This is a genomic window from Paraburkholderia sp. GAS32, from assembly GCF_050434225.1.
Taxonomy (GTDB): Bacteria; Pseudomonadota; Gammaproteobacteria; order Burkholderiales; family Burkholderiaceae; genus Paraburkholderia; species Paraburkholderia madseniana.
The window spans coordinates 1-13,176 of record NZ_JBNPVS010000094.1; the positions used below are offsets into that span (position 1 = coordinate 1).

The following is a 13,176-nucleotide window of genomic DNA, read 5'->3' on the forward strand; positions in this document are numbered from 1 at the left end:
CTTGACCCCGCCATACGCTCTAGCAAGGAGATGCGGAAGAAATTGATCGACGCTTTGTAAGCGGCCTTGACAACTTCCTGCTCATAGAAGGGGGCGGCGGCGCAGCAATGCGCCGCTGCTACCCGACATTGTTACGTCCGCACCCCGCTTAGGCGGGAGTGCGTCTGCTGCTGCACGTCTATATTCTATGGGCGGGCTGTAGTGGGGGAGCCGCAAGGCTCGCCGGCTTGACGTAACACCGGTCTGTCAACCCTTCTACGTGCCCGCTCACCCCTTCCAGCGAGTGTCGGGCGATCCAGGAAGTAACAGGGAGATCGTCACCATGAGCAAGTCCAACAAAAATCAACCCGCTTCACGTCCGCCTGTCGAGGCAACCCAGTACGAAAAGCTTGCGCTGTCCGCCTTCGATTTATGCGACCGGCACCTGGCTCAACTGGATACCTTGATCACGCTTGCGTCCTCGATATGTAGGAATCCTTCCATCACGCTTGAGGAAAGACGGCGTCGTCAGACGCTTCTTGAATTGCTGGTGGACACGGCTGAGCAATATCAGCAGGAACTCGAATGCGACCGCGAGTTGTACAAGATGATTGCGCTCGATGCGAAGGGCGTTCCGCAAAGCCGCATCACGGCACGCCACGCAGCGAACCTGCTTGCAGAAGAGGTGGCGCAGCGAGCAGGCGAACCGATAGCCACCACAAACGTGCCTCAGTGCCAAAGCCCGGCAGAGAAAACTGCCGCAACGTTAAGAACCGACGCTGCGCAGCAACCGGTCATTGCGCAACACTAGGCAATCAAGAAGGGCCATCGGGTGGCAGGGCGGTACAGCCGAAGAAGCGTTCGGAAACCGCCCGCACTGAGACGGTCATCGTCCGTCTCAGTGCTGTCACATAACCCAGACCATCGGCAACCCATGCCACACACGGCGCAACCTCACCCGCATACCACCGCACCTACCTAGAATATGTCATATTAATCCGCCAATAGAGCGCTTAAAGTAAGAGAAAGCACCTCCGTCCCGGTTGCCGGTCCGAGTCGACCCGACTACTATGCGTGTTAGCTTTGGCATCAACGTTTCGAGACCTCATGTCGCAGAACGTGAACAGAAAGGGCGGCGTAAGGCGTCGATCATCCTGGCACACAAAGGAGTCTTGAATGTCGATTGAAAAAGTCTTATATCGTGCTCATGCGCACGTCACCGGCGGTCGCGACGGACGCGCGACGATTCCCGAAAGCAACCTCGATCTCAAGCTGACCACGCCGAAGGAGCTCGGCGGCGGAGGCGGCGACGGAACGAACCCCGAGCAACTCTTCGCGGCGGGCTATAGCGCATGCTTCATCGGGGCAATGAAGTTCGTTAGCGCGCGCGACAAGATTGCGCTGCCAAAGGACGTCGCCATTGATGGCAATGTCGGCATCGGACAGATCCCCAATGGCTTCGGTATTGAAGTCGAACTGAAAATCTCGCTGCCGGGCATGGACCGCGCAGAGGCGGAAGCGCTGATCGCCAAGGCGCACATTGTCTGTCCTTATTCGAACGCCACACGCAACAACATCGACGTCAAGCTGACGCTGGTCTAAGCCGCGCGTCGTCACGCGCTATTTCGAGTGCAAGCAGCGGATGCCGTGTCGCGCACAGCGGCGCGTATCTCTGAGGTTCATGACATGGACAATGCCGCCGAAGACGCTGCTCGCACCAGAATCCAGCCGCAACGGGCAATTGCCGAGTTTGCCAGGGTTCTCTGGCATCTGCGCGCCATTCTGGCGATGTTGCTGATACTTTTCCTCATTTTGTCGGTCGCCATGTATTTCGTTGGGGGGGCCGTCGATGTAGCCACACGCACGCACGCATCGCTAGGCCACACTTTCTATTTCTGCGCGGTCACGGCGCTGACTATCGGCTACGGCGACGTGGTGCCGACCACCACACCTGGTCTGATCGTCGCGGTTTTGCTTGGACTGCTCGGCGTGTTGATAACGGGTGTGATAACTGCTTCCGCTGTTTATGCCATCCAGGTGGCTGCGCATCTGACCGGGCGACGCGAAGCGCAGTAGCCGGCAACAACGAATATGTCATTCCAGATGGTCGCTACGTCTCCTAATATGTGTAGTTAGCGTTCTGATATGCTTTTTTCCGTGCGCCGACATGTGAATTCGATGTCGGTACCACTGGCAGGCGGTATCCACTCAAGAGGGTAGAGATCCATGACCAGTCAATCGAATTCGCGGGGCGTGATCGGCGTCATCACCTTGCTCTTTACGGTGCTGACCGCGCTCTATCTGTTGATCGGTGGCGTATGGCTGCTGGCGGTCGGCGGCTCAGCGTACTACGTCATCACAGGCATCGTGCTGTTGGGCGTGGCCTGGCTGCTTTGGCGACGCAGTCCAGCCGCGCTCGTGCTTTATGCACTCGTGCTGATCGGCACGGCGATCTGGGCACTCTACGAGTCGGGTCCGGACTTCTGGGCACTCGCGCCGCGCTCCGGTGTACTCGTTATCTTCGGCGTATGGTTGCTGCTGCTTGTGAGCTGGCGGCTGGAGGGCGAGCGCAAGCTGGGTGTCGCGTCGCTCGTCATCGCACTCGTGGCATGGGCGGGCATACTCGTGTACGCCAACTTCAACGATCCGCAACAGGTCAACGGCACACTGAACGCTTCCGCGCCCGCGAGCGTCGCCAGCACCGGGATCGACGCCTCCGACTGGCCCGCCTATGGTCGCACCCAGGAAGGCACGCGCTACTCGCCATTGCAGCAGATCACGCCTGACAATGCGAAGAATCTCCAGGTGGCCTGGACCTTCCGCACGGGTGACGTGAAGGGGCCCAACGATCCTGTTGAGATTACCAACGAAGTCACGCCGATCAAGATCGGCGACCTGCTTTACCTATGCTCGCCGCATCAGATCCTGTTCGCGCTCGACGCGAAGACGGGCACGCTCAAGTGGAAGTTCGATCCGCGACTGAAGAACGATCCGTCGTTCCAGCACGTGACTTGCCGCGGTGTGTCGTATGTCGATCTGTCGGCCAGTGCCACGGCGGCCGCACCCGCGGCGGCGCCGGCGAGCGATGTAGCCGCACCCGCTGCAGCGTCGGCCAGCGATGCCGCCGCAGCTACAGACGCCTCGGGCGCTGCTGCCACGGCTGCCTCGGGCGTCGCAGTCGCAGACGCCTCAGGCCCCGCTACGGCCGCCTGTACGCGCCGCATCTATCTGCCGGTCAACGACGGCCACCTCTACGCCCTCGACGCGCTGACGGGCCAACGTTGCGCGGGCTTCGGCAACGACGGCGACCTCGACCTTCAACACGCCCAGCCTGTCACAACGCCGGGCATGTATGAACCCACGTCGCCGTCGATCATCACCAGCAAGGTGATCGTCGTGGCGGGCGCGGTGGAGGACAACTTCTCGAACCGCGAGCCGTCGGGCGTCATCCGCGGCTTTGACGTGCGCACGGGCGAATTGCTCTGGGCCTTCGATCCGGGCGCGAAGGACCCGAATCACATTCCGGGCCCGGGCGAAAATTACACGTGGAATTCGCCCAACTCGTGGGCACCCGCCGCCTACGACGCGAAGCTCGACATTGTCTATCTGCCGATGGGCGTGAAGACGCCGGATATCTGGGGTGGCGACCGCACGCCGGAGCTGGAGCAATACGCTACCGGGCTGCTCGCACTCAACGCCTCGACCGGCAAGCTCGCCTGGTTCTACCAGAGCGTGCACCATGATCTGTGGGACATGGACCAGCCGTCGCAGCCCACGATCGCCGACATCACCGGCAAGGATGGTAAGACCGTGCCGGTCGTGTACGCGCCGGCCAAGACCGGCAACCTGTTCGTGCTCGACCGCCGCACCGGTGCGCTAGTCGTGCCGGCGCCCGAAACGCCCGTGCCGCAGGGCGCGGCGCCCGGCGACCACGTTGCGCCGACACAGCCGTTCTCACAGCTCACGTATCGTCCGTCGAAGAACCTGACCGACGCCGACATGTGGGGCGCGACGATGTTCGACCAGCTTATATGCCGTGTGATGTTCCACCAGCTGCGGTACGAGGGCACGTTCACGCCGCCGTCGCTACAGGGCACGCTCGTGTTCCCGGGCAACCTGGGCGTGTTTGAGTGGGGTGGTCTCGCCGTCGACACCGACCGCCAGATTGCCGTCGCGAACCCGATCGGCTTGCCGTTCGTCTCGCGCCTGATTCCGCGTGGCCCGGGCAACCCGCTGGAACCGGAGCCGGGTGCCAAGGGCAGCGGCACGGAGTCAGGCATCCAGCCGCAGTACGGCGTACCGTACGGCGTGACGATCAATCCGTTCCTCTCGCCGCTGGGTCTGCCGTGCAAGCAACCGGCATGGGGCTACATCTCTGCGATCGATCTCAAGACCAATGAGATTGTGTGGAAGAAGCGCATCGGCACCGTGCGCGACAGTTCGCCGATTCCTCTGCCGTTCAAGATGGGCATGCCGATGCTGGGCGGTCCGAGCGTCACTGCGGGCGGTGTCGCGTTCATCGGCGCGACGGCGGACAACTACATCCGCGCGTTCAACGTGAACAACGGCGAGCAGGTCTGGGAGGCTCGCCTGCCCGCCGGCGGTCAGGCCACACCGATGAGCTATTCGATCAACGGCCGTCAGTATGTCGTGATCGCGGCGGGCGGGCATGGCTCGTTCGGCACAAAGCTCGGCGACTATGTGATTGCCTACGCGTTACCGCCGCAGTAAGCGGCACGCGCCGCGCATGCGGTTTTTCTTGTCCCTAACGCGGCGCATTGAATGCGCCGCTTTCTATATTGTCGAATGAACCATTCACGCTTTGCGCCGCGAGCCTGCGTCGTGCTGGCCTCGATCGCGGTGCACGCCACGCTTGCGCATGCGCAAAGTGCCGTCACGCTCTACGGCGCACTCGATACGAGCATTGAAGTCACCAATCCGGGCGCGGGCTACGTTGCTCGTATGGATTCCGGCGCTTATCGGGGATCGCGCGTCGGCCTGCGCGGCGCCGAGGACATCGGCAATGGCGTCAAGATCCTGTTCACTCTGGAGAACGGTTTCAGTTCCGCCGACGGCACCTTTGCCGTCGCGAACACGGTCTTTAATCGCCAGGCCTGGATCGGATTGGATACGCTTTACGGCACCGTGCGTGTCGGCCGTCAGTACTCGCCTATCTATATTCCGTTCAAGGGCGGGCTCGATGCTTTCGACGCAGGCACGATCGCTTCCGGTCTCGACAACCTCTCCAAGATCACGCCCTACGAGAGCAATGCGATCACCTATCTCTCGCCGGAATTCCACGGTTTCTCCACGACCATCATGGCAGCGCTGCGCGACGGCGACGCCAGCAATGATGGCAACGGACTCGCCGGCCACATCGAAACCTTCGCATGGCGCGAGGGACCGTTCCGCATCTCGTACGCGCATCAACAGACGCACGGTAACGGCGCGCTGCGCGCCAACCTGGGCGGCGTCTCGTACGTTTTTGGCGCCGTCACGGGTTTTCTATCGTTCTTCAACGGCGATGGCGGTACGCCGCGATATCACAACGACGGTGTATCCGTCTCCGCGCGCTATGTCGTGAATGCGCAATTTCGTGCCTCACTCGGCTACACCTATCTGCGTGACCGCTCCGGCGGCGACAACAACGCCGATCAGTTCAGCGCGGCATGCGAGTACGACCTCTCTAAGCGCGCTCTGCTTTATGCGAGCGCCGGCTGGTTGCGCAATCGCGGGCAGGGTGAGTTCACGTTGCGCGGGGTTAATGTGACGGGCCTCACGCCGTCGTGGCCAGGGGCCTCCGTGCGAGGCGTGCAGTTCGGCATGATCGAGCGTTTCTAACGTTGCGCTGTAGGAGCTTGTCCGTTCATCCCTGCGCGGACCGGGCGAGCATACGCCCGCTGCCTCACCGGACTACAATCAGTTACGTGACCCTAATCATTCATTGGCTGCGCGCCGGCTTCGACGGGCGCATTGATAAACCGGTCAACCAGGTTCGCAGCAGAGTAGCGGTTTAAGCAGACCTGATCGCAGTCAGCCACACGTGGCGTCCCGGCAAAGGAGGGGCGATGCATTGGCAACCGAGCTCCGGCGTGAACGTCAGACGCATCGCAATTATGGTTGCGGTTGTCGTGGGCGTCCTGATCGTCGCCGGGCGCCTCACTGGCGTCGTGGTCGACTGGCTGTGGTTTGCTTCAGTCGGTTACGTCGACGTTTTCTGGACGACGGTCTCCGCCAAGGCGCTCCTCTTTGCCGCCGCGTTCGTAGCGTCGGCGAGCGTAATAGCTGCATCGGGGTTTCTTGCGCATCGTTACGCGCGGCGTCCCGGTAGCTGGCAAGTAGAAACGGCCCGTCTGTCAGGTACGCCGGAGTTCATCAGTGAACTGGCCGACCAGCTCGCACCGCGCATTCCATGGCGCGCCAGCATTGCCGGCAGCGCTATTGTCCTGGCGCTGATCATCGCTGGCGGCGAAATCTCCAACTGGGATCTGGTGCTGCGCTTCCTGCATCAGGTGCCCTATGGCGACCGCGATCCTGTTTTTGGACAGGACATCAGCTTCTATCTGTTCTCGCTGCCCACCTATCTTGCGTTCAAGAACTGGCTGCTGCAGTTGATCTTCTGCAGTGCGCTCGTTGCGGCCGCGGTTTATGGGGTTCGCGGCGACGTCACGTTCGAGCGGGCGCCGCGCGTACTCTCAGCCGCTGCCACCGCTCATGGTTCAGCGCTGCTCGGTGCGTTCTTTCTCCTGAAGGCCTGGTCTTACACACTCGACCGCTTCTTGCTGCTCTACGGCGATAACGGCGTCGTGGTCGGCGCCGGCTATACCGACATCCACGTCGAGCTTCCGGTCTTGTGGGTGCTCGTCGGCTTTGCTGCTGTTGCAGCCGTCGCGTCGTGGGTCAATATGCGCCGGCAGGACTATCGAGTCCCTGTCGCCTCGGTGTTGCTGGTGTTCGGCACCTCGTTCGTGTTCGCCTTGATCTACCCGGCGCTGTTCCAGCGCCTCTATGTCAAGCCGAGCGAACTGCAACTGGAGATGCCCTATATCAAACACAATATCGCGCTATCGCGAATGGCCTACGGCCTCAACCAGATCGCGGTAAAGCCGTTTCCGGCCGAGCAGGAATTGAATCTCGCCTCGCTCGAGGCTAATCGCGCGACCATCGACAACATCCGCCTATGGGATGTGCAGCCGCTGATGGATACCTACGCGCAGTTGCAGGAGATCAGGACGTACTACAAATTTTTCTCCGTCGACATCGATCGCTACCGGCTCGACGCCGGATATCGGCAGGTGATGCTGTCGGCCCGCGAGCTGGAGTCTTCGATGCTCCCCGCGAACGCTCAAACCTGGGTGAACCTGCACCTTCTGTTCACACATGGCAACGGTGTCGTGATGTCGCCCGTCACCGAAAAATCGACGGAAGGTTTGCCGTCCTTCTATCTGCAGGATATTCCGCCTGTCGCGCACGGCGGGCCTGCCATTCGCGAGCCGCGTCTGTATTTCGGTGAAGGGGGTGAAGGTTATGTCATCGTAAAAGGCAGTGTCCCCGAGTTCGACTACCCCAAGGGTAAGGACAACGTCTACACCGCTTACAGCGGGAGCGATGGTATTGGCATCGGCAGCACCACGCGCCGCAGCCTGTTCGCCTGGCAGTTCAACGATCCGAACATCCTGCTAACCGACTACATCACGAACGGTAGCCGCATTCTGCTGCACCGTAACATTCAGGATCGGGTGCGCACGATCGCCCCGTTCCTCAGGCTCGATCATGATCCCTACCTCGTCACAAGTAACGGGCGTCTTTTCTGGATGCAGGACGCGTACACGACGAGCAGTTGGTTTCCCTACGCACAGCCGGGCTTCGACGATGGCGCCAACTACATCCGCAACGCAGTCAAGGTGGTGATCGACGCATATAACGGTACGGTCGATTTCTATGTCAGCGATCCTAACGATCCGATCATACGGACTTATCAGCGCATTTTCCTGGGTCTGTTCAAGTCTCTCGCGGCGATGCCGCAAGATCTACAGAAACATATCCGCTACCCGGAAGAACTGTTCCTGATCCAGTCGCAACTTTATCGGGCCTACCACATGGATGCGCCAGAGGTCTTCTACAATCGCGAGGATCTCTGGCAGTTCCCACGGGAATTGATCGGCATTGATGGCGCGAATAGTCCCGGCACGCCGATGACGCCTTACTACATGATCATGCGGCTGCCCGAGGAACCGCGCGAGGAGTTCGTCCTGATGCTGCCGATGGTGCCCAGCCAGCGCGACAATATGATCGCGTGGCTCGCCGCGCGTTGCGATCCGCCTAACTACGGCAAGCTTGTCGTCTACTCGTTTCCGAAGGATAAGCTCGTCTATGGGCCGTTCCAGATCGAGGCGCGCATCCAGCAGAACACCGAGATTTCGCAACAGATTTCGCTGTGGAACCAGATGGGCTCGCGTGTCATTCGCGGCCATCTTCTCGTCGTGCCGATTGAGAATTCGATCCTTTACATCTCACCGCTCTACTTGCGTGCAGAGTCGGGGCAGTTACCTGAGTTGAAGCGGGTGATCGCTGCGTATGGGGATCGGGTGGTGATGAGGGAAACGTTGGGCGAAGCGTTGGCGGCGCTTTTCAAGGAAAGTGGTCCGCTTGGAGCGCAGCCTCAGGGCACGGCGGATGCGCGTGCTCGCGAAGCGCTTGCACATTATGACCGTGCGATCGAGCGATTGAAGGCGGGGGATTGGAGTGGGTTTGGTGTGGAACTGGATGCGCTGCGGCCGCTGCTTGAGGCGCTGGGTGGAGGGCGGTCGGAGGGGAAGAAGTGACTCGTGTGTGATCGAATGAGGTGGGCGCCTGGTGCTATGGATCGCGCTCGCGCGATCTTTTTTTGGGGCCGGTGTATTTCGCTCCCTTCTGGTGTATTTGAACATGCACTGAGTTGCATGACGCGGCCAAAGTTCCAGCGGCAATGTTGCGGTATGGTTAACGGTCTATTGACAAATGGTGGCTCTTATCGCGTGAGGTTTGCCTCTACCATTGCACCGGTGCTGCATGCGCCAGTCATAAAGGAGTCTCATGAACCTCGCTTCGATCCGCAAAGACGCCTTTGCGATGCCCGTTCACAATCCAGCCTACCCCCGGCCGCCGTACCGCTTCATCAATCGGGAATACTTCATCATCTCGTATGAGACCGATTTCGATGCGTTGCGCGCCATCGTGCCGGAGCCGTTGCATCCGGAAAACGACCTCGTGCATTACGAATTCATTCGCATGCCGGATTCGTCGGGCTTCGGTGATTACACCGAAAGCGGTCAGGTCATCTCGGTGCGAGACCAGCAAGGGCGCCTCGGCAACTACACGCATTCGATGTACCTCGATGACGAAGGTCCGATCGCCGGCGGCCGCGAGATCTGGGGCTTTCCGAAGAAGCTGGCCAGGCCGACCTTGAGCGTCGACGGCAACGACACGTTGCTCGGCACACTCGACTACGGCACACAACGTATCGCAACCGGCACGATGGGCTTCAAGCATGTGCCGCTCGACATCGAGGCTGAACGCAAGAAGCTTGCGGACACACCGAATTACCTGCTGAAAGTGATCCCGCACGTTGACGGTTCGGCGCGCGTGTGCGAGCTCGTGCGTTTCTATCTGCGCGACGTGAGCGTGCTGGGCGCGTGGTCGGGTCCCGCCGCGCTTGAACTGCATCCGCACGCATTGGCGCCCGTCGCCGATCTGCCGGTGAAGCGGGTGGTCGGCGCGCGGCATGTGATCGCCAATCTCACACTGGATATCGGCGAGGTTGCGCTCGATTATCTCGCCACAACCGAGAGCATGAAACTCGCAGTGAATCAATAACGGTCCGTGAACCGATAAGGAAGGAACGCAACATGTCGTTGAACAATAAAGTCGCGCTCGTGACGGGCGCAGCAAGCGGTATTGGTGAGCAGTGCGCACGCAAACTCGCTAGCCTCGGTGCCGCAGTGGTGATTGCCGACCTGAATCTCGAGAACGCGCAGAAGGTGGCCAGCAGCATCGTCGCCGCGGGCGGCAAGGCGCTGGCGGTTGCAATGGATGTGACGAATGAAGAAGCGGTCAATAGCGGCATCGAACGCGCGGTGCAGGAGCTCGGCAGTATCGATGTGCTCGTGTCGAACGCGGGCATCCAGATCGTAGCTCCAATCGAGGAGTACGCGTTTTCCGACTGGAAGAAAATGCTGGCGATTCATCTGGACGGCGCCTTCCTCACCACCAAGGCTGCCATCAAGCACATGTACGCCGGCGGCAAGGGCGGCTCGATCGTCTACATGGGTTCGGTGCATTCGCACGAGGCGTCGAAGCTGAAGTCCGCCTATGTGACAGCCAAGCATGGCTTGCTGGGACTGGCCCGGGTGGTTGCGAAGGAAGGCGGGCCGCGCGGCGTGCGGGCGAATGTCGTGTGTCCGGGCTTTGTGCGCACCCCGCTCGTCGACAAGCAGATTCCCGAGCAGGCCAAGGCGCTCGGTATCTCCGAAGCCGAAGTGGTGAAGAACGTGATGCTCAAGGAAACCGTCGACGGTGAATTCACCACCGTTGAGGACGTCGCCAATACGGTTGCGTTCCTTGCAGGCTTCGAATCGTCTGCGCTCACCGGGCAGTCGGTGATCGTTAGCCACGGCTGGTCAATGCAATAAGGGGTCGCGTATGCGCAGCAGCACAAAAAAAATCAACGGGCAGCCGGATGTGTTTGCGCTGCCGCGCTACGACGAGATCGCCCTGGTGCTTCAGGGCGGCGGCGCGCTCGGGTCTTACCAGGCCGGCGTCTACGAAGGCCTGGCCGAGGCCGGTGTGCAACCGAACTGGATCGCCGGCGTCTCGATCGGCGCGCTTAACACGGCCGTCATTGCCGGCAATGCACCGGAAAACCGCGTGGAAGCGTTACGAGGTTTCTGGAGTTCGATCTGCCATCCGCTCGACTGGGTCGGTGGTCTGGGTGAATGGATGCTGCCTGGGTTCGGCGCGCACGACCTGTCGCGCAAGTGGGCAAGTTTGTGGGCAGCCAGCCGCGCGTTGACAGAGGGTCAGCCGGGTTTTTTCTCGCCGCGCAGCCCGTTGCCCATGGCAGGTTTCGGCAAGCAAAGCCCCAACGCGGTCAGCTACTACGACACGGCCGCCCTGAGGGAAACGCTGTTGAAGTTCGCCGATTTCGACCGCATCAACGATGGTGACATCCGCGTTTCAGTGGGCGCGGTGAACGTGCAGACCGGCAACCTGGTGTACTTCGACAACACGAAAATGCGTCTGGAGCCGGAGCATTTCATGGCGTCAGGGGCGTTGCCGCCAGGTTTTCCGGCGGTGGAGATCGACGGCGAGTACTACTGGGACGGCGGCCTGGTTTCCAACACACCGCTGACCGAGGTGCTTCGCGATTCGGACCACAAAGATACGCTGGTTTTTCAGGTCGATCTGTGGAGCGCGAGAGGCAATGCGCCCGGAGATTTTCTCGACGTGTCCGAGCGCGCCAAAGACATTCAGTACTCCAGCCGTACGCGGGCGATTACCAGCATGCTGGCGGATCGTCAGAAGCATGCCCGTTTCATCAAGGAACTGCTCGCGCATGTTCCATCCGATCTGCGCAGGGCCGATCCACTATTCCGTCTCGCTGAAGAAGCGGCCGACGGCAGCGCAATCAATGTGGTGCATCTTATCTATAAGAACAAGCCATATGAGGGGCATTACAAGGACTACGAGTTCAGCGTCGACACGATGCACGAGCATTGGGAAAGCGGTCTCGACGACATTCGCGATTCGTTTGCCCATCGGGAGTGGTTCGATGTGCCGAGCCGCGAACAGGGCTTCGTGACGCATGACGTGCATCGCCGGCCCGGCTCCGTGCCGCAGTCCGATCGTGACATGCCCGAACTGCCCCTGGGAGCGGAACGAAAAGTCGCTGCATGAACCGGCGCTGGGCCCCATTGATCCTAGGCCGTAGGCGGTCGCCGGAATTGTTGAAACACCGTCGGCTCCCATTCCTGACTCGCCAATAACAAGCCGGTCCCGCGTCGCTGGTTCAAAGGAGCGGCCGCAGATTCCTTATGCAAGGCGGCGAACCTGCTACGCTGCCGCCTTAGCTCAAGCTGGAGCTGCGAGAACGCAGCTTCTGTCAGCATGCCGTGAGTGAACTCCAGCGTTTCATTCGGTTGGTCGAAGCGCCCGGCCAAAAAATCGCTTAGACCTTCCCGTCGGAAGAATTGGCGAATCGGCCCGTTTGGCAACCAGTCAAAATCTCGCGCGATGCGGAGTCGAATCCGGTCCCCTGGGAGCAGCGCGATTACGCCCATACGATCGAGTACCAACAGTCGCTTTAAGCATTCCGCCTTGCTCATCTGGTAGGCCGCCACGATGTCCGTGACTGACCAATGGTTAAACGCACAGACAGCCACAAGCAATAACTTGCTGTTCGATACGAGTTGTGTCTCCTGATGCTCCGTCAGCGTGGATAGCTGAGGAACCGAAGACGACGCTTCCTGTAAGAGTTCGGTCAGCGTGAATCCGAAGAACTGGCTGATCTGTACCAGTCGCTCCACGGTGAATCTTTCGCTCGAAAACAGGCGTTTCACGCTTGGTTCTGAAAGTGCCAGCGCACGCGCTACGTCCCGGTATGTCAACCCTTGGGCCTTGAGTTCTCGCTTGATGGCCGCCATTCGGTGTCCGAACTGAGCTGTCGAGTGTTCCGTGTGGGTTGGTGTACGTCTTCGCATACCTGCAGCGATCGGCGATCGGACTAGGGCCGCGTCGGACCGGGTTCGGCCAAGAACCGCCGGTGGTTGATCACGGAATGCACACCTCAGATTGTCCAGAATCCTTCATAAAGGAGACATTCGCAGAGATTAGCGTGGCAACGTTCGGTCGAAGCGGCCGCTTATGCCTTTCCAGTTGCGACCACTCGAAAATGTCCGCTTCGATGCAATTCGAATAGGTGCTTTCAACCATCGCTGCCTTGGAAAGCAGACCTTAAAGCAAGCTTTATGGCGACGGTTCTATTCTTCGTATGGGGGCGAGTCGCTTTCCGTTTTATTCTCACGCCAATACGTTTGGTTCGCCGCGCATTGATCAGGAAAACGAGGACTATGTGTGACGTTCAATCGCTGGACGCTCGTGGAAAATACCGCCTCACCACGATCGGGACGTGAGACTCTCGCTTCAAGGCTGAACCTCATA

The 13,176-nt window shown here is 60.2% G+C and carries 10 protein-coding genes; 9 read left to right on the forward strand and 1 reads right to left on the reverse strand.

What is annotated here, in order from left to right:
• The first annotated feature begins 322 nt into the window (after nt 1–322).
• The 9 genes from P3T25_RS47480 (at nt 323) to P3T25_RS47520 (ending at nt 11,913) form a co-directional block, all read left to right on the forward strand.
• Nucleotides 323–790: a hypothetical protein gene (locus P3T25_RS47480; protein ID WP_429364596.1), complete on the forward strand. Its 468-nt coding sequence runs from the start codon at nt 323–325 to the stop codon at nt 788–790.
• A 365-nt stretch (nt 791–1,155) separates the two neighbouring features.
• Nucleotides 1,156–1,581, forward strand: a complete 426-nt coding sequence (locus tag P3T25_RS47485) for an organic hydroperoxide resistance protein (protein WP_171929344.1) — start codon at nt 1,156–1,158, stop codon at nt 1,579–1,581.
• Nucleotides 1,582–1,665: 84 nt separating this feature from the next.
• On the forward strand, nt 1,666–2,055 hold the full coding sequence (locus tag P3T25_RS47490) for a potassium channel family protein (RefSeq protein ID WP_154567449.1): 390 nt from the start codon (nt 1,666–1,668) through the stop codon (nt 2,053–2,055).
• A 150-nt stretch (nt 2,056–2,205) separates the two neighbouring features.
• A complete protein-coding gene (locus tag P3T25_RS47495) occupies nt 2,206–4,710 on the forward strand; it encodes a glucose/quinate/shikimate family membrane-bound PQQ-dependent dehydrogenase (protein ID WP_429364599.1) in 2,505 nt (834 codons plus the stop codon).
• Between the two features lie 75 nt (nt 4,711–4,785).
• Complete coding sequence (locus P3T25_RS47500) at nt 4,786–5,820, forward strand: porin (protein ID WP_154567447.1); 1,035 nt, start codon at nt 4,786–4,788, stop codon at nt 5,818–5,820.
• A 227-nt stretch (nt 5,821–6,047) separates the two neighbouring features.
• The gene (locus tag P3T25_RS47505) at nt 6,048–8,804 is read left to right on the forward strand and encodes a UPF0182 family protein (RefSeq protein WP_429364601.1); all 2,757 of its coding nucleotides are present in this window, start codon (nt 6,048–6,050) and stop codon (nt 8,802–8,804) included.
• Between the two features lie 250 nt (nt 8,805–9,054).
• Entirely contained in the window at nt 9,055–9,834 is a 780-nt protein-coding gene (locus P3T25_RS47510) for an acetoacetate decarboxylase (RefSeq protein WP_429364603.1), read from the forward strand.
• A 32-nt stretch (nt 9,835–9,866) separates the two neighbouring features.
• Nucleotides 9,867–10,649 carry a 3-hydroxybutyrate dehydrogenase gene (locus tag P3T25_RS47515; protein WP_154567444.1) on the forward strand — a complete coding sequence of 261 codons (783 nt, stop codon included), beginning with the start codon at nt 9,867–9,869 and terminating at the stop codon, nt 10,647–10,649.
• Nucleotides 10,650–10,659: 10 nt separating this feature from the next.
• Nucleotides 10,660–11,913 carry a DUF3734 domain-containing protein gene (locus P3T25_RS47520; RefSeq protein WP_429364606.1) on the forward strand — a complete coding sequence of 418 codons (1,254 nt, stop codon included), beginning with the start codon at nt 10,660–10,662 and terminating at the stop codon, nt 11,911–11,913.
• Between the two features lie 23 nt (nt 11,914–11,936).
• Here the strand turns inward: P3T25_RS47520 and P3T25_RS47525 are convergent, their stop codons facing one another.
• Complete coding sequence (locus P3T25_RS47525) at nt 11,937–12,659, reverse strand: helix-turn-helix domain-containing protein (protein WP_429364608.1); 723 nt, start codon at nt 12,657–12,659, stop codon at nt 11,937–11,939.
• Between the last annotated feature and the right edge of the window lie 517 nt (nt 12,660–13,176).